Source organism: Nostoc sp. FACHB-892 (genome assembly GCF_014698795.1).
In the GTDB taxonomy this organism is placed as follows: Bacteria; Cyanobacteriota; Cyanobacteriia; order Cyanobacteriales; family Nostocaceae; genus Nostoc.
On record NZ_JACJTR010000002.1, the window covers coordinates 235,009 to 251,824 of the forward strand.

Below are 16,816 nucleotides of genomic sequence, written 5' to 3' on the forward strand. Positions count from 1 at the left end.
TATCTATCTCACTAAACAGTTTAGTTAAAACAGAATTACTAATATAAGTCAATAACTTATATTAGGTAGTCTACATTAAATTAAGTTAAATTTGATTTATTGAGTTTAAATAGTAATCGGTGGTTTCATCTGCGTATCCCATAAAACGCACTCTTCCTTGATCTAACCAAATTCCTCGAACACAAGACTGTTTTATAAACTTTAAATCATGGGAAACTACTAATACAGTAGCGTTATGATCCCAAAATTGCTCAATTCTTCGCTTACACTTATTTTTGAAACTTTCATCTCCGACCGACAACACTTCATCCAATATCAAAATGTCTGGCTGTATGTCTGTGGCGATCGCAAATCCTAATCGCGCTACCATACCAGAAGATAATCCCTTCACTGGTACTAATGCATAATCTTCTAACTCTGCAAACTCTAATATTGAAAACGTTCTTTCCCGCATTTCTGCTCGAGAATATCCTAGTAATACACCATATAACAGAATATTATCCATCACAGAAATCTCTGCATCAAACCCTGCTCCAAGTTCAATCAATGGAGCAATTTGACCGCGCACTCGTACTAAACCACTGGTAGGTTGTAAAATTCCAGAAATTATCTTTAATAGTGTTGATTTACCAGAGCCATTTGCCCCTATAATACCTATTTTTTCGCCTCTTTCAACAACCAAATCAATTTCATTTAGCACCAGTTTCTTCGCAGGTTGGTGATATTTACCTTCCAAAACAGATAGCAAAGTTTTCTTGAGGTCATAAGAAAACTCTTCTTGTGTCCGTCGCCACAGCGAAACTTGATTTAGGCGAATTACTTCCATTCACAGCAAATCCATAAATTGATGCCGCCACAATTGAAAACAAACCCATCCCAGTGACAAAATAATTATGCCACTGAGCAAGGCTCCCCAAATTAAAGTTAAATCCGGCAACGCTCCCGATAGTGTAATCTGACGGATACTTTCAATAATTGGTGATAAAGGATTTAATCCTAAAAACGTTTTTACTGCTTTTGGAACAATGTCCGGCGGATAAAATACAGGACTACTGATCCAAATTACAAATATAATTAACTCATAAAAATAAGGTAAATCTCTAAAAAATACATATAAAGCGCTTACCAAAAAACCAACTCCCGTACAGACTAAAATTAGTGCTAGAAATGGAAACAGCAATGCTAGCACATTTACTAAACTTTTAGATTTAACGAAAGTTATGACTGCTAGCAAGGGCAACACCCCGACGGCAAACTGAAATACATTTGCTGCAATCATTGATATAGGAAAAATACTGACTGGCAGACGAATTTTATTCAAAAGTGAGCCATTACCCACTACACTACTCAATGCCTGAGAAGTAGCAGCTGAAAAAAAATTGATTACCACAAGCCCAGTAAACGCTGCTAATACATAATTTGGGATCGAGTTATTGTAATAGGACGCAAACGTTGTCCCAAAAATTGCAGTGTACAACCCCGTCATAATCAACGGGTTCAAAAGTGACCAATAAACCCCCAGGAATGAACCTCGGTAACGCACTTTAAGATTCCGTCCTACCAATACATGCAGCAATTCCCAGTAGCGCAACACTTGCAACCAAGTTGAATTACTTTTAACCGAAAGCTTCATCCTCACACACCGGTATACATCACAGGTAAATTATTCGCAAATTTTATACTATTGGTGGGTACTTTACCGCATTACTTTAACAATAAAAACTGTATTTTAAAAAGCATTGTTAAACATACAAGTTACTAATTACCATTTTTATACTCTTAACCACATTTTATCCCGGCAAGACCAGTTAATTTATCAATTGGTTCCTAGAACTCTCTGCCACAATCAACAAGCTTCGCTTATCACAAAAATAATTAAAAGTCAAACATCTTCTCTTCTAGCTGTTGTACTGTAACAAACATCATCGTTGTAGCTATTTGGTTGTTGATTTAATTTTAAGCTGTTAGCTCAGGAGTTTGGAATTTTATCCCTTATTTCCACTGAATTTGTGAAAGCAGAGTCACGGATTCCGCTACACTGAGACTTGGTTTATTGCATTGTAATCAGGCATGGAAATCGGACAAAAGGTTAAAGTCTATCGTTTGCGCGATCGCGTCTCTGCCCCTGTTGTAAAAAAACTAGGACAAGTGGGTATCATCCAAGGCTACAAAGTCACCGATGGGCGTGGGATTGGTGTAGTCGTGATGTTTGACGACAATACTTCTACTTGGTTTTTTGAAGATGAAATCAAACCTGTGTAACTCTAAAGAACTCAGAACCGGGTTTTTCTAGGAATCTGAAACTTAAAGTACAGGCTGAGAATCTTTGTTGAGTGCTAAGTTGGAGTTGAAAAAACCGGCGGTGAAAATAGGAATCAAGTAATGGCTCTAATATTGACATTTTTGGGCAAAGGCGGCACCGCTCGTACCAAAATTGCGATCGCCGCCGCCAAATTATTGGCAAGTCAAGGCAAGCGTGTACTCCTAGCAGGACATCCAGAACCAACGTTACCAACCCTCCTGGGTACCCCCATTTCTGCCGATCCTCAGGAAATCGCCCCCAATTTGCAAGTAGTCCAGTTTCAAGCATCTGTACTGCTAGAACGCAACTGGGACGAAGCCAAAAAACTTGAGGCTCAATACCTCCGCACGCCCATTTTCAAAGACGTTTTTGGTCAAGAACTGGTAGTATTGCCGGGGATGGACAGCGCTCTAGCCCTAAATGCTATCCGCGAATATGATGCCAGTGGCAAATATGATGCGATCGTATATGATGGCACAGGCGACTCTTTAACGTTGCGAATGTTGGGTTTGCCAGAATCTCTCAGTTGGTATGTCCGGCGATTTCGACAATTGTTTATCAACTCCGATTTGGGGAAGACGATTACTGAATCGCCCTTGATTCAACCGTTGATTAGCAGCTTTTTCAATGTCAACTGGACAACAGATAACTTTGCAGCGCCCACTAATCAAGTCAATAATTTATTAGAAAAGGGGAGAGCCGCTCTTACTGACCCCAAACGTCTCGCTGCTTTCTTAGTGACCACAGGGGATCCCATAGAGGTAGCAAATGCTCGTTATTTGTGGGGTAGTGCTCAACAAATTGGTTTAACTGTCGGTGGTGTTCTGCTTGTGTCTCCTGAGACAAATATCAACCTATCAGAGCAATTTATCCCCCTACCTGTGAGCGTCGTTCCCGACTTGCCCACAGGTGACTGGCAACCACTAATAGACGCTTTACCAAACTTTGAAGCACAAGCTCTACAGGCTCCCAAACCCATTGAAATAGACATCCACAATCGTCAAGTACGCTTATTTTTGCCAGGATTTGACAAAAAGCAAGTCAAGCTCACCCAATATGGACCAGAAGTCACCGTAGAAGCAGGAGATCAGCGACGAAATATTTCCCTACCCCCAGCTTTGAGTGGCAAACCTGTTGCTGGAGCAAAGTTTCAGAATAATTATTTGATAATTTCGTTTTAAGTTAGTAAGGAGTTAGGAGTGAAGAGTTAGGAATAAACAATAATTCATAACTCCTAACTCCTTACTTAAAAAAAATACGCCTTATGTCAGAATCAAATCCCATTACCCCAGACCCCAACTCAACTGAGGCACTAGACTCAGTGGCAAATAATCCCAACGAGCAAGCGATCGCATCTGCTGATCGTAATGCCAAAACTAGGCAGCTACTGGGGATGAAAGGTGCAGCTGCTGGGGAAACTTCAATTTGGAAAATTCGCTTGCAGCTAATGAAGCCCATTACCTGGATTCCCCTAATTTGGGGCGTAGTCTGTGGTGCGGCTTCTTCTGGTAACTATACTTGGACACTGGAAAATGTGTTGAAGGTAGCAACCTGTATGCTGCTGGCTGGGCCATTGATGACAGGTTACACCCAAATCCTCAATGATTACTACGATCGCGAAATCGATGCCATCAATGAACCTTATCGCCCAATTCCCTCTGGGGCAATTCCTTTACCCCAGGTAATTACTCAGATTTGGGTATTACTGATTGCTGGCTATGGTTTGGCATTTGTGCTAGATGTGTGGTCTGGTCATGAATTCCCAACAATTACAGCGATCGCGATCATTGGTTCTTTCATCGCCTACATTTATTCTGCGCCTCCCCTGAAACTCAAGCAAAACGGTTGGCTAGGTAGCTACGCCTTGGGTGCAAGCTATATCACCTTACCTTGGTCTACAGGACACGCTTTGTTTGGCGATCTCAATTCCACAATTGTGATTTTGACAATGTTCTACAGCTTGGCTGGATTGGGAATTGCGATTGTCAATGACTTCAAGAGTGTAGAAGGCGATCGCCAGTTAGGATTACAGTCACTACCCGTAATGTTTGGCATCACCACTGCGGCATGGATTTGTGTAGTAACGATTGATGTATTTCAAGGATTGATAGCAGCTTATCTCGTCAGCATCCATGAGAATTTGTATGCAACAATACTAATACTCTTAATCATTCCGCAAATCACCTTGCAGGATATGTATTTCCTGCGTGACCCGGTGAAGAATGATGTTAAGTACCAAGCCAGCGCCCAACCGTTTCTTGTTCTAGGAATGCTCGTCACTGGTTTAGCGCTGGGTCATGCTGGCGTTTAATATACTTCTATAGTGAGAAGTTATGAGTGAGAAGTTACGAGTTAGGAGTTAAGAGTTAATATACTTTTAACTACTAATTTGTATCAGCAAATGCCGTGTTAGAAATAATATCTTTCCTTATTCATGGGATTCAGCCTTTTTTAATCCCTATTTGCTTTATCACTGCTTGGACTGTAACTATTCTCGTTGTTTTGAATCTCTGGACAGCTGCGCGAGATAGTGTTAGTACAGCCAAACAAATGCATCAAATACCCTGTACTGGTTGCCAATTTTTTACCGACAATTACCGTCTTAAATGTACTGTACGCCCATCTATTGCCAATACAGAAGAAGCGATCCATTGTTTGGATTATCAACCGAAGACAAATCCTTATTTGTATTAGTTAGAGAGTGGGGAGTAGGGAATAGAGAAAATAAGGGAGATGAAGGGGCAGAGGGAAAGTAATTAATGCCCAATGCCCAATACTTCTCTAGGGGAGGCTTTGCCCGAAGCCTAGCTATGCCGGAGGCTTTACGGTTTCTCTATGAACGTGAACAGGGTGTCGGAGACAGACGCTACGCGTAGCTTGCTTATCGGTAAGAGTACGCTCAGTAAAAGTGCCCAATGCCCAATAACTATTTACTAATATCAAGCAATATTTTTAAAACACCCCGACTCTGAGCGTGTTCAAAAGCTGCAAGTCCTTCAATGAGGGGATAGGAAGCTTGAATCAGAGGTTGCACGTCAACTTGTTCTGTGGCTAGCAACTGGAGTGCTGGAGTAAAGGGACCGCAACGGGAGCCGATGAGGGTAATTTCATCCACTACTAACGAGGAAGCATCAAGACTGAGGTTGCCAGCATAAGTACTTTTAAGCACTAAGGTTCCACGGGGGCGTAAGGCGCGGCGGGCGATCGCAAATCCTTCTGGGTTTCCAGTACATTCTACTGAGATATCGAAATATCCATCTTTTACAGCATTAGCTAAACCAGTTTTAATCCCCCGTGCCTCTAAGTTAGCCAATTTGTCTCGATGTCGCCCCACAGCTAAGAGTTCACAGCCAGTTAGGGCTAATGTCTGAGCTACTAACTGCCCTAGTTTGCCATCTCCAACCACCAGCACCCGATCATCTGGATGCAATGGTACTTGTTGCTGAATTTCCAAAGCTGCTGCTATAGGTTCGGTAAATGTTGCTACTTCTGTTGGCACATTATCAGGTACTAAATGTAAATTTTCCACTGGCAAACAGAGATATTCACCAAAGGCTCCATTACGGTTAACAATACCTAACACTGTGCGATTTTCGCAGTGAGTTGATTGCCCTCTGCGACAAAATCGACAATGCCCACATACAGCGTTGATTTCTCCAACTACGCGTTGGTTTATTAAATGTTCTGGCCCTTTTTCAACTATGCCGACAAATTCATGCCCCAAAATACCAGTGTAGGGATAATAGCCTCTGAGAAGTTCCAAGTCAGTGTTACAAATACCCGCACGTAAAACACGTATCAAGGCTTCTCCCAATGGTGGTTCAGGAATGGGAATATCCGTGCGTAAGTGCAACTGGTTGTTTTCGAGCCAGAGTCCTTTCATTTTTCTTTACGTAATTTGCCTAATATTTTGTCATACTACTTTCAAAAATTTTTGTAAAATAATCAATTGGCTCTGTGGATGTATAGATGTAGCGCATAGGAACGCCTATGTTTCTGTAGTGGTTATTTCTTTAATTTTGATATCAACCTTACTTAACCAAGTAACTAGGTCATCTGAGTCAAGTGCTATCTCACTTCCTAAAGTTTTGATATAGAGCAGTCCGTCGCTAATAATTAAATCTCTGATTGGATACCATGAACTTCGTTTTCTAATCAGAAGTTCTAACGGAATCCCTAGGCTTGAGGCATACTTGCGATATTTCCACCAAGCTCGCCATAAAATTACAGACCTAGTACAGTGCATCTCATAGCCCTTGGGAACTTCACAGTATTGATACTGATAGAAACCCCGACTATCTACTTCTCCTTTAAGGAGATAACTATATTCTGCTAATGCCTGATTTATCAATTCCCACTGAGATGATTTTGGAGAAACCGAAAATTCAGGTAGTGTGGTAGATAGTTGAACGATGGCTATCACGCCTTCAGATTTCGCTGTCAGTTGGTTTGTTTTATATACTGTTTGCGCTGTCAAAGCAGGATTTGACAACAAAACGTCTTTTTTATGAATAGAGTTTTGCACAAACTCTCGAATTAAATCTAGATTAGACAACATAAAATTACTTGTACCAAGTTAATCAGTGTAACCGAAGCTACAATACTGCTTAAATTAGTAACTACACTGATTTTGCATTTAAATCAGGATTATCACCAGCTTTATTTATACTCAATTCTTTGTTTAACTAGGGTTTTATTAAGTTTAATGTCGGGGATGTCGCCACTTGGTAGCTTATTTGACAAAATCCCTGTTTCCAAATAACGGAGTGGCGGATTAGCTAAATTTTTACGCCATCTAAAAAAGGTGTAAATACCGAAACTAATTCGGGGCGACTAACCACAAGGGTGGGAAAAGAGCGATCGCTATAATCCTCTCCCGGTGACAACGGAAAGGGTTCTGACTTCAGCGATAACCAGGCCCCACCAGCAGCCTGGACGATTACCCAAGCCCCGGCTAAGTCCCAAACTTTTGGTGTTGCCTCAATACCACCCAGAGTAGCCCCAGTTGCAACCGTCAAAAAGTTATAGCTAGCCACACCCAACATCCGAATTTTGCAGGGAAAGCCGTTTTGCATAGCTGCGGTGCTGCGGGAGCAGAGGTTGAAAAAGTGATTGTTGCTGGGACTATCAATACTCGTGTGGATGGGGTGGAGATTGAGAAATGCTCCTATGGGCGTTGCTAACCCAGATGAACCTGCCCAGAAACCATGAAAAGCTTGATTTAAGGTTGGTGCATAAATATAACCAAAAATGGGTGTGCCTCGATATAGCAAACCCAGAGATATTGTCCAGATAGGGATGCCGCGTGTGAAGTTGGTTGTACCATCGAGAGGATCAATTACCCAGCACCACTCAGTACCGGGAAATGACTGATCGCTCTCTTCGCTCAAAATGCCGTAACCAGAGAAAGTAGAAGCGATCGCATCCCGAATTTCCTGATCTGCCCATTTATCTGCTTGCGTCACCAAACTACCATCAGCTTTTTGGGAAGCTTGTACTTGCCCAAAATCTTGCATTAGCTGCTTGCCCACTCTGGTAGTGGTAGTTTGGGCAAAATCTAAAATTGTTGTCCAAAAATCATTCATTGGTTAATATTCATTTGTCATTTGTCATTGGTCATTGGTCATTTGTCCCATGCCCAATGCCCAATGCCCCATGCCCTATACAGTTTAATCCAAATCGCTTTCTAAAACCGAAGCGATCGCTTGCTTTGTACTTGTTTGAAATTCTGTGATGTTCACCCGATTCAGAAACCAAATTGACACCACCATTCCCACTGCTTCTAAAACGAATACCAGTCCATAAGCTAACTCTAGGCTAGGTAGCAGCTTGCGTCCAATATCGAAAACTGTACCTCCGATTACCACCGCTATTCCTCTAGACATGGACTGTGCTAATCCCCATGCCCCAATAAACGTACCTGCGGCTTCTGCTGCGGTAAGATCCAACATCAAGCTAATTGCAGCCGTTGTTAAGAAACCTGTGGCTAAACCGAACAAGACTAAACCTAGTTTGAGAACAGCTGCATTAGCTGTGAATCCTGATATACCTAGCAATATTGCACAGAATGCTACCAACATACAGCCTAGACGTGCAGTTCTGCGCTTACCTAATCGCGGCACTATGAAAAAGCCCGTAACGCCGTAGGCAATCAGTAGACCCGTTCCATAAAAAATATTTAATTTGGTACTTTCCGCTAGGGGCATTTTAAACACTTGACCCGCATAAGGTTCCAAAATCGGGTCTTGCATAAACAAACTGATAGTCATCACCAATAAAAAGGTGAAAAATATACCTGTTTGTGGGCTAGCTGTCAAGATTTTCCAAGCATTGCCTAAAGTAATACTGTCTTCCCGGTTCGCCAGTGTGGAACGGGTTGAGTATTGGGAGTATTTTTTTTCTACGCCGAATGTGGCTGCGATCGCTAAACCAAATACAATTGCTGGGACGATAGTAAACAATCTGTTGATTGCTGGCTGCAAGGTTTCTATAGTTGCTTCTGGAGTTAACTGCTTGAGCAAGCTGGCACTAATAATCGCCCCAACAATAATCCCCACCATTAGCATCGACCAAACCACACCGACTACTTTAGAACGGTTATCTTCTTCAGATATATCCACCAACAAAGCAGCAAAGGCAGTACCACTAGCACAAATTCCTAGACCGTATATAGCGAAAACTAAAGCCAAAAGCGCTGTCCAGCCGATTGTTTGGGTTGTCCATATCCAAGTACCTGCACTATTTCCAGCAATATTCATCTGCCACATTACTTGTACAGCTAAAAATGCTGCGATCGCAAATATTGCCGCCCCTACCCAAACATAAGCTGTGCGGTGGTATCCCCATAACGGCTTGGCATCGGAAATCTGTCCGAACCAGACACGCGAAGGAGCAACAAATAAAGGCAGTGCTAGAACTACTGATACCAGCGTTGCCGGAATTGCTATTTCTTGAATCATGACTCTGTTGAGTACGCCCAGAGTCAAAATAGACATCATGCTCAACCCCATTTGAAATAAACCTAGCCGGAACATGGTCAGCAGGTTGACCCTTGGCACAGATAGGGATTTTTTTTGGGTATCAAATATTTCACCGCTTGTCATAGCTACTTTTTTGTATAGTTTATGGAATATAGTCTCTTTAATTAAATATAAACTGTTCAATATTCCAAAAAACTACTAATTTCGGGGCATCAATTTTTGGGTTTGGCGGTAGACACCGCAGCATAACGTACATAAAACTTTTTGGTTATTCAAGGCTTGTTGTGCAACCATAACTAGATTAAACGTGATTGAGCATTAACAGAGGCTAACTGAGATAGTTGCTTGCTTACCCCTGTCTTTTATCACTAAAACTAGTGTCATAGTTGGCGATCGCTGCTATCTAGATGTAGCATTCACATCTCACTATTTTAAACTTTCTTAAGGTTGTCAGGGATATGGAAGAAATATTAAACCAATACTGTAAACAAGATAATCCTGGTCTGCTTCTCCTGAGTTGGATTAAGGAGCTTTATCCAGCAGTATTTACAGACGATAAGACCATTTTATTTCTTAGTATAAATAAATTCGTTGCTCAAAATACAACACTTGTTGAACCATCATATTACTTCACTGAGCGGTTGATTAATAAATCACTTGTTTTTATTGATCAGTTTGATACTACCAAAGACGCTGTACTCAAAAATATTATTCAGTCAGGATTACGAGATCGAATGGATCTTCTTGATTTATTCTTGAATATTCATAATCATCTAATGCAAACTGAATGTCCTGCGGTACTTTTGCAAGAATCAAAATGGAGAAAAAAACTATAGTATTCCTGACCTTTCTAAAATTGAAGCTATTCTCAGGGAAGTCGAAACTGAACTTCCCGAAAACAAGCGAAATGGAGATGAGTTAGCTAATATAGTTGAAGAATTTTTACAAGAACCATCTGACCTTGATATTGAAAAATTTAAATTATTATCATTGGAACTTATAAAAATTGGTAGCCAACCTATATCGAAAGGAGATTTTAAGTCTTTAATCGCACAGTATTTGGGGACAACAAAGAAGGTAGGAGACAAGGATATTGATGTCAGTAGTACAAGTGAGGCTACTCGTTTTAGAGATTACCTTCTCGATCAATATCAAATTCGATTGAAGTTCCCCATGATAACCAGAGCAAAGAAGATTTATTCGACGCTTCTCTTAACATAAAATATTTTGGTGAAACCGAAAAATAAGCTTATTACTTTGTTGGAGACCGAAAAAAAAGGTGCAATTCTCTTTCAAAGATGCCTATTATCTTCGTAAAATCGTGGCGGTGGATGACTCAAAACTGATATTCAGACAACTCCTTGAAACTATGGATGTTGATTTTGTCCGCACAGGGCAAAGTACTGTAATCCCTTTTCCATTTAAGTATATTAGGGAGTATAAAAATTTTGGTGTTGCTAAATGACTGTATTAATCAGTATTGATCAACGGCAATAACTCTTAGTTTTACGTTAGTTTGACGGATTGTACTTATTTTTCTACCCCAACACCTGAGAAATATTTTCAAATATACCCAATAGTAAAATTTACTAAAGTTCTAGCATTGCCCTGTAACTTTATCGGACGCAATCAAACCACATAAAAATATCAATATTAAAATGTGGTTTTAACTACGCTATTCCATTGAATTAGTAAGATAAGCTTGCTGTATGTATGTCATCAAGCTACTTAACTTCATCTAGTAACCAAACAGCCATAAGCAATGAGTAAAGAACCAGCCAAAGTAATATTATGGGAAGAAAATCAAAAAGATTTTCTAAAAAAGTTCTACGATCTCCAATTTGCTCCCAGAGTAGGAGAGGAAGTTTACCTAAAAAAAGAGAAATGGAAAGTAACCAGAGTTGAGCATGACATAGAAATTAGTGAGATTAATGTCTACATGGAATTAATCAAAAAAGCCAAGCAGGATAAATCATCTAATTCTTAAATACAAGTAAATACACTCAACTCAACTATCATAAAAGGGAGGTTATTAGCCTCCCTTAATTCTGAGAATAGATATATTGTCAGGTGTAATTTGTAAATCTTTATGCAAGCCGCGATGTCTACGACAGGCTACGCCTACGGACAACAAGAGTTGCGGTCAAATGGTGGCGATCGCACTTTGAATATACTACATCAACTTCCCCACACCCAACCTTGTCTGTAACGATAGACTATAAAAGTAAAGAAATGTAAATAAATTAAATTTTGCAACCGTGGAAAATCTCACATTGGGGCAAAATGGCCCAGTTGTTACACCTTTATGCATAGGCACTTGGGCTTGGGGTGATAAACTATTTTGGAATTATGGCAACGCCTACGGACCAGAACAGTTACAAGAAGCCTTTACAGCAGCCTTAGAAGCTGGTATCACCTTCTTTGATACTGCCGAAATCTACGGAATGGGACTATCAGAGAAATTTTTGGGGCAATTTCTTCAACAGACACAACAACCCGTACAAATTGCCACAAAATTTGGCCCTTTACCGTGGCGATTTACAGCCCAATCCGTCTCTGATGCTTTAACAGCAAGCCTCAAACGCTTACAATTAGAGCGAATTGCCCTGTACCAAGTGCATTGGCCTTTTGCCTTCTTTTTAAGCCAAGAAACTTTGATGAATGCCCTAGCGGATGAAGTGAAGGAGGGCAGAATTGGCGCAGTCGGTGTAAGTAATTACTCAGCAGAGCAAATGCGAGATGCGCATCAAATATTAGCGGCCCGTGGAGTACCTTTGGCTGTAAACCAAGTCCGCTATTCTCTACTCACTCGCCAAATTGAAAGTAAGGGTATTTTAGCAACTGCCCGTGAGTTAGGGGTGACTATCTTGGCTTATAGTCCTTTAGCTCAGGGGTTACTCACAGGTAAGTACAGTATTGATAGTGTTGAAACCCCAACTGGAGCAAGAAAAATAGACCCACGATTTAAGAAAGAAGGTTTGCAAAAAATTGCCCCAGTCATATCTTTGCTACGCAACTTCGGGGAAAAATACGATCGCACCCCCGCCCAAGTTGCTCTCAACTGGTTAATTGCTCAGGGGAACGTTATTCCCATTGCTGGTGTGAAGACAGCTGAACACGTGCGGCAAAATGCTGGCGCTTTGGGCTGGAAATTGAGCGACGATGAAATTGGAGAGTTAGAACTAGTTAGTCGTTCTTGGTTATAGTATTTTTGAACTACTCAAATACAGGAGGCCAAATTTCTGACACTACTAGCTCCCAACCAGGCAATAAGTCTGGTAGTGTCAGTTTGTCGTTATCTTGCAAAACTATTGGTTCTTGGTTAAGCCGATAAACTGTGAGCGTCAATTTGTCAGGATCAATTAGGATACCAACTGCACATCCGAGTTGTAAGAATAGCTGAATCTTTTCTACCAGTGGTTTGATCCGGTCTGACTTAGATTTTATTTCTACCATTAAGTCAGGTACAAGTTCTACAAAGTCACGTTTGCTTGTTTTCAGTCTCCCAGCACGAACAAAAGACACATCGGGAGCGCGGAGATTTCGTTTTTCGTTATCAGCTTCTTTGCCGTTTTGAGTTTCTAAGGTAGGTAAAATGAAACCCGCGCTAGAACCAGTTATCCGTCCTAGCCTCTGTGGGCGTACCCAGTTGCCGAGTAATCTAACTAATTCAGCACCAATTTCCTCTGACTCATAATCTGATGGACCCATAACAACTATATTTCCGTCTACTAGCTCCATCTGCCATTCTGGATGCTCTGCTTGTAGTTGCTCTAAGTCTGGAATAGTGAACATAAGACCACGATGAATGCATCTTTAATTGATCTTCCTACAAACGGGTAGAAAAAGTTATCCAAAAAGCCAAAAAGTCAAGAGCCAAAGTCAAAATCCTGACTCTTAACTCTCAACTCTCTAATTTTATATTTGGATTTTGGATTGAAGAAAAAATCTAAAAATCTAAAATCCAAAATTGATTAACTTCTAACTTTTAACTAAGAAGCTGATTCTCTAGCTGTAGGTGAACCTATCTTTTTACTAGGGGATGCAGAAGAATCCTGCCCACTTGTCCGCAGTTTTGGCTTAGGAGAAGAATGTCTTTCTTCACCATTGTTGCTATCTGATTTCCACGCAGTACGAGGGCGATCGCTAGAAGATTCACGACGCTTACCGAGCCTTGGTTTGGGAGCAGAAGATTCCTCTTGAGGAATTTCCACGTCTGAACTCAACCAAGCGGGACGAGTTTGATCGTAAGCAATTTGTAGTGCTGCTGCGGCGATCGCTTGAGCATCGTATTCTTCAATCAATTCGCTAACAATTGGCAAGAATGAAGCCAAACGCTCTCCTGTCAAAGCTTCCCGAACCTGTTCTTGCAATTTCAGGATGTGCCGCGCTTCAATTTGTGCGCGTGTTGGAATCGACAGCAATTGCCAACTTTGGCGGTTATGACGTTCAAATGTTTGCTGTTTGCGCCGCTCAAATGGTTGTACTAGAGAGATTGCTGTTCCTTCTTTACCAGCACGACCAGTACGACCAATACGGTGGACGTAGGTTTCTACGCTATCGGGTAAGTCGAAGTTGATTACATGGGAGAGTTGATCGACATCTAACCCTCGTGCTGCAATATCAGTTGCTACCACCCAGCGAACTTGACGGTTACGGAATCTGATTAATAACCGTTCCCGCGCTTGTTGCGACAAGTCACCGTGGTATTCATCTACACTGTGACCAGCACCTTGCAACTGACTAGTGAGTTCTGCGGCTGTGCGTCTGGTGCGGACAAAGATTAAAGCTGTTTCTGGATCTTCCATTTCCAGAATTGGCTGTAAAGCTTTGGCTTTTGTCCAGTGGCGGGGGATCAAGTAAGCTACCTGATTAATCTTGTTGGGAGCGGCTTTTGGCTGCTCAACGGTGACAGTTGCAGGCGATCGCAAGAACTTATTCACTAACATCCGAATTGATGGTGGCATTGTTGCCGAGAATAAAGCTGTTTGGCGATCTACAGGTGCTTGCGAGAGGATTTTGATCACATCGTCGATGAAGCCCATGCTCAACATTTCATCGGCTTCATCCAACACAAACCACTTCACTTGATCGAGCTTTAAACAGCCGCGATCTAGCAAATCGATCACCCGTCCGGGAGTGCCCACAACCATGTGAACGCCACGTTTGAGTTGTAACATTTGGCGGTCAATTGATTGACCACCGTAGATTGCTAACACCCGCAATCCTTCGTTACCGATGAATTGGGCGATCGCATCGTGAACTTGCATCGCTAATTCACGAGTTGGTGTTAAAACTATGGCTTGTACAGCTTTTTGATTTACATCCAGCCGTTCTAAAATAGGCAGCGAGAAAGCTGCTGTTTTGCCTGTTCCTGTTTGAGATTGACCTACTACATCACGACCACCCAGCAATTGGGGAATTGCTTGGACTTGAATGTTAGTTGGTTCGGTAAAACCGATTTTTTCTAGTTGGGCGACACGTTCTTGGGAAATGCCTAATTCTTGGAATGAAAGAGTCATTAATTCGTCCTAAATTTTATGTAAGGATTTTTGGATTAGTCACTAGTCATTAGTCATTAGTCATTAGTCATTAGTTATTGGCTAGTTAGTGAGCCAAGGGCGATAGCAAAGCCTCAACTTTTGGAGAAACTATGCCCACGAGTGAGTCTTTGAACTTCAGGTAAACCCTCATGAAAACTGCTATTAATGCAGCATTGACCTTAATATAAGGATGAATCTGTAAGGGTCATTTAACAAATGGACTTTGGACAAAAGACGAATGACAATTTAGTTATTGACTACTTGACCATAGAGGTCGTATGTATCAGCGTGGTGAATCGCTATTGGCACGATGGTTCCTAACTTTGCCTGGCCTTTGACATACACCAGACCATCAACCTCTGGGGAAAATCTACCTGAACGACCTATTAACTCACCACTTTCAGGATTTTCTTGCTCAATCAGGACATCGACGATTTTGCCTACTTCCTGCTGATTTTTCTTTTGAGAAATCGGTTGCTGGAGTTCCATCAGTTGGTATCGGCGATCGTCCATTACGTCTTGGGGCAACTGATTTTGTAGCTTATAAGCTGGGGTTCCTTCTTCAGGGGAAAAGGTGAAGACGCCAACATGATCGAATTCATGCCGTTGAACGAACTCTAGTAGATGCTCAAAATGCTCAGTTGTTTCTCCTGGGAAACCAACAATAAATGTTGTCCGCAGTACGGCTGTTGGTAGCGCCGTTTTGATGCGATCTATAATCCCATCATTTACCTGTCCTTGGCAAGGACGGTTCATGGCGCGGAGAATCTCTGGATGAGAATGTTGCAAGGGCAAATCCAGATAAGGCAAGACGTTTGCTGTTTCTTGAATCGCCGCGATCACATCTGGGGTCAGTCCCGTGGGATAAGCATAGTGCATTCTGATCCACGGTATATCTACTTTCCCCAAAGCGCGAAGTAGTTCGGCTAATTTTGGCTTACCGTAGATATCCAAACCGTAATTAGTTGTGATTTGGGAAATTAGAATAATTTCCTTTACCCCTTGACTAACTAACTGCTCGGCTTCGGCGACTATAGATTCAATAGTACGCGATCGCTGGTTCCCTCGAAGATGAGGAATTATACAAAATGCACAACGATAATCACATCCTTCTGCAACCCGGAGGTAAGCTACGCCCTCCGTTGTAGTGCGATAGCGCGGTGTAGTCTCGTCGGCAATGTAGGTTGGTTCGATACTAACCTGTTTGACCCGCTCGCCTTGTTCTACACGCTCAATTACATTTACAATTTTGTGATAATCGCCTGTACCCACCACTGCTACTGCTTCAGGCAACTCTTCCAAAAGTTGTTCTTGGAAATGTTGCGCCATACAGCCAGTGATTACAATCTTTTTATTTGCCTCTGCCAGTTCTACTAAAGTTCTGACAGATTCTTGCCGGGCTGCTTCAATAAAACTACAGGTATTAACAATAACGTAATCAGCTAATTCTTCATTTGTATCTACACCGTAGCCTGCTTCTACGAGCATTCCTAGCATGTGTTCTGTATCAATTCGGTTTTTCTCGCAGCCCAGGTGAGAAATAGCAATTGTTGGCTTGTCACCCATATTTTGAAAAAATCTTCATTTTCTTCTTCATTTTGTAGTCAAACATTCCGGCGCTAACTTGGCTTTTTTGCTATCAGCATCCTCATGAAAACAGCGCAGTGGCAAATTCCCACTGTTAGTAACTGTACGTGGACTCATAACCTTATCAATAAATAAAAATAGAGGTCATGTTATGATATTCCTATCAATCTGTTCCCCAGGGTAAATTGAAGTGTCTTTGGGTACATTTGACACTTGTAATCTTTTTTAACAATTCGCCTATTGGTATTTTACATTACCACAGCGTGTGCGTTGTTAATCTACCCATCGGGAAGCCGCCCAAAGGGCTTGTTGTTGAGAAGTCGCTACCCTCAGGGAAATCGACGAAAGCGACTACGCCTAAAAAGCAGTAATACTAGCCTGGCGATTGGCAAGCCCTGCGACTG

At 41.6% G+C, this 16,816-nt stretch carries 16 protein-coding genes; 7 read left to right on the forward strand and 9 right to left on the reverse strand.

Annotated features, from left to right (window positions below):
- Nucleotides 1-85: 85 nt before the first annotated feature.
- Complete coding sequence (locus H6G96_RS03705; RefSeq protein WP_190910194.1) at nucleotides 86-826, reverse strand: ABC transporter ATP-binding protein; 741 nt, start codon at nucleotides 824-826, stop codon at nucleotides 86-88.
- Nucleotides 827-1,633 carry an ABC transporter permease gene (locus tag H6G96_RS03710; RefSeq protein ID WP_190910195.1) on the reverse strand — a complete coding sequence of 269 codons (807 nt, stop codon included), beginning with the start codon at nucleotides 1,631-1,633 and terminating at the stop codon, nucleotides 827-829.
- A 437-nt stretch (nucleotides 1,634-2,070) separates the two neighbouring features.
- On the opposite strand from H6G96_RS03710, the gene H6G96_RS03715 reads away from it, so the two are divergent.
- From H6G96_RS03715 to H6G96_RS41105, 4 genes are all read left to right on the forward strand, one after another.
- On the forward strand, nucleotides 2,071-2,262 hold the full coding sequence (locus H6G96_RS03715; RefSeq protein ID WP_190910196.1) for a DUF2862 domain-containing protein: 192 nt from the start codon (nucleotides 2,071-2,073) through the stop codon (nucleotides 2,260-2,262).
- A 120-nt stretch (nucleotides 2,263-2,382) separates the two neighbouring features.
- Nucleotides 2,383-3,483, forward strand: a complete 1,101-nt coding sequence (locus H6G96_RS03720) for an ArsA family ATPase (protein ID WP_190910197.1) — start codon at nucleotides 2,383-2,385, stop codon at nucleotides 3,481-3,483.
- A gap of 83 nt (nucleotides 3,484-3,566) precedes the next feature.
- Nucleotides 3,567-4,613, forward strand: a complete 1,047-nt coding sequence (gene chlG / locus H6G96_RS03725; protein WP_190910198.1) for a chlorophyll synthase ChlG — start codon at nucleotides 3,567-3,569, stop codon at nucleotides 4,611-4,613.
- A 95-nt stretch (nucleotides 4,614-4,708) separates the two neighbouring features.
- On the forward strand, nucleotides 4,709-4,996 hold the full coding sequence (locus H6G96_RS41105) for a hypothetical protein (RefSeq protein WP_347242171.1): 288 nt from the start codon (nucleotides 4,709-4,711) through the stop codon (nucleotides 4,994-4,996).
- Nucleotides 4,997-5,228: 232 nt separating this feature from the next.
- Here H6G96_RS41105 and H6G96_RS03730 read toward each other — a convergent pair whose 3' ends face one another.
- The 4 genes from H6G96_RS03730 to H6G96_RS03745 form a co-directional block, all read right to left on the reverse strand.
- A complete protein-coding gene (locus H6G96_RS03730; protein ID WP_190910199.1) occupies nucleotides 5,229-6,185 on the reverse strand; it encodes an alcohol dehydrogenase catalytic domain-containing protein in 957 nt (318 codons plus the stop codon).
- A 105-nt stretch (nucleotides 6,186-6,290) separates the two neighbouring features.
- Nucleotides 6,291-6,860, reverse strand: a complete 570-nt coding sequence (locus tag H6G96_RS03735; protein WP_190910200.1) for a hypothetical protein — start codon at nucleotides 6,858-6,860, stop codon at nucleotides 6,291-6,293.
- Nucleotides 6,861-7,080: 220 nt separating this feature from the next.
- The gene (locus tag H6G96_RS03740) at nucleotides 7,081-7,887 is read right to left on the reverse strand and encodes an inositol monophosphatase family protein (RefSeq protein ID WP_190910201.1); all 807 of its coding nucleotides are present in this window, start codon (nucleotides 7,885-7,887) and stop codon (nucleotides 7,081-7,083) included.
- A gap of 84 nt (nucleotides 7,888-7,971) precedes the next feature.
- Complete coding sequence (locus tag H6G96_RS03745; protein WP_190910202.1) at nucleotides 7,972-9,405, reverse strand: BCD family MFS transporter; 1,434 nt, start codon at nucleotides 9,403-9,405, stop codon at nucleotides 7,972-7,974.
- Nucleotides 9,406-9,740: 335 nt separating this feature from the next.
- Here H6G96_RS03745 and H6G96_RS03750 point away from each other — a divergent pair, with 335 nt between their 5' ends.
- The 3 genes from H6G96_RS03750 to H6G96_RS03760 all read left to right on the forward strand — a co-directional run bounded on the left by H6G96_RS03750 (nucleotide 9,741) and on the right by H6G96_RS03760 (nucleotide 12,488).
- On the forward strand, nucleotides 9,741-10,118 hold the full coding sequence (locus H6G96_RS03750; protein ID WP_190910203.1) for a hypothetical protein: 378 nt from the start codon (nucleotides 9,741-9,743) through the stop codon (nucleotides 10,116-10,118).
- 926 nt (nucleotides 10,119-11,044) lie between these two features.
- A complete protein-coding gene (locus tag H6G96_RS03755) occupies nucleotides 11,045-11,269 on the forward strand; it encodes a hypothetical protein (protein WP_190910204.1) in 225 nt (74 codons plus the stop codon).
- 271 nt (nucleotides 11,270-11,540) lie between these two features.
- The gene (locus tag H6G96_RS03760; protein ID WP_190910205.1) at nucleotides 11,541-12,488 is read left to right on the forward strand and encodes an aldo/keto reductase; all 948 of its coding nucleotides are present in this window, start codon (nucleotides 11,541-11,543) and stop codon (nucleotides 12,486-12,488) included.
- A gap of 10 nt (nucleotides 12,489-12,498) precedes the next feature.
- Here the strand turns inward: H6G96_RS03760 and H6G96_RS03765 are convergent, their stop codons facing one another.
- The 3 genes from H6G96_RS03765 to rimO all read right to left on the reverse strand — a co-directional run bounded on the left by H6G96_RS03765 (nucleotide 12,499) and on the right by rimO (nucleotide 16,391).
- Nucleotides 12,499-13,077: a Uma2 family endonuclease gene (locus tag H6G96_RS03765; RefSeq protein WP_190910206.1), complete on the reverse strand. Its 579-nt coding sequence runs from the start codon at nucleotides 13,075-13,077 to the stop codon at nucleotides 12,499-12,501.
- Nucleotides 13,078-13,274: 197 nt separating this feature from the next.
- Nucleotides 13,275-14,804 carry a DEAD/DEAH box helicase gene (locus tag H6G96_RS03770; protein WP_190910207.1) on the reverse strand — a complete coding sequence of 510 codons (1,530 nt, stop codon included), beginning with the start codon at nucleotides 14,802-14,804 and terminating at the stop codon, nucleotides 13,275-13,277.
- Nucleotides 14,805-15,071: 267 nt separating this feature from the next.
- Complete coding sequence (rimO, locus tag H6G96_RS03775) at nucleotides 15,072-16,391, reverse strand: 30S ribosomal protein S12 methylthiotransferase RimO (RefSeq protein WP_190910208.1); 1,320 nt, start codon at nucleotides 16,389-16,391, stop codon at nucleotides 15,072-15,074.
- Between the last annotated feature and the right edge of the window lie 425 nt (nucleotides 16,392-16,816).

Excerpts from the sequence above, each read along its gene's own strand:
- H6G96_RS03765 (WP_190910206.1), bottom strand. The coding sequence starts at position 13,077 with ATGTTCACTATTCCAGACTTAGAGCAACTACAAGCAGAGCATCCAGAA.
- H6G96_RS03755 (WP_190910204.1), top strand. The coding sequence starts at position 11,045 with ATGAGTAAAGAACCAGCCAAAGTAATATTATGGGAAGAAAATCAAAAA.
- H6G96_RS03715 (WP_190910196.1), top strand. The coding sequence starts at position 2,071 with ATGGAAATCGGACAAAAGGTTAAAGTCTATCGTTTGCGCGATCGCGTC.
- H6G96_RS03705 (WP_190910194.1), bottom strand. The coding sequence starts at position 826 with ATGGAAGTAATTCGCCTAAATCAAGTTTCGCTGTGGCGACGGACACAA.
- rimO (WP_190910208.1), bottom strand. The coding sequence starts at position 16,391 with ATGGGTGACAAGCCAACAATTGCTATTTCTCACCTGGGCTGCGAGAAA.
- H6G96_RS03740 (WP_190910201.1), bottom strand. The coding sequence starts at position 7,887 with ATGAATGATTTTTGGACAACAATTTTAGATTTTGCCCAAACTACCACT.
- chlG (WP_190910198.1), top strand. The coding sequence starts at position 3,567 with ATGTCAGAATCAAATCCCATTACCCCAGACCCCAACTCAACTGAGGCA.
- H6G96_RS03745 (WP_190910202.1), bottom strand. The coding sequence starts at position 9,405 with ATGACAAGCGGTGAAATATTTGATACCCAAAAAAAATCCCTATCTGTG.
- H6G96_RS03710 (WP_190910195.1), bottom strand. The coding sequence starts at position 1,633 with ATGAAGCTTTCGGTTAAAAGTAATTCAACTTGGTTGCAAGTGTTGCGC.
- H6G96_RS03735 (WP_190910200.1), bottom strand. The coding sequence starts at position 6,860 with ATGTTGTCTAATCTAGATTTAATTCGAGAGTTTGTGCAAAACTCTATT.
- H6G96_RS03730 (WP_190910199.1), bottom strand. The coding sequence starts at position 6,185 with ATGAAAGGACTCTGGCTCGAAAACAACCAGTTGCACTTACGCACGGAT.
- H6G96_RS03770 (WP_190910207.1), bottom strand. The coding sequence starts at position 14,804 with ATGACTCTTTCATTCCAAGAATTAGGCATTTCCCAAGAACGTGTCGCC.
- H6G96_RS03720 (WP_190910197.1), top strand. The coding sequence starts at position 2,383 with ATGGCTCTAATATTGACATTTTTGGGCAAAGGCGGCACCGCTCGTACC.
- H6G96_RS03750 (WP_190910203.1), top strand. The coding sequence starts at position 9,741 with ATGGAAGAAATATTAAACCAATACTGTAAACAAGATAATCCTGGTCTG.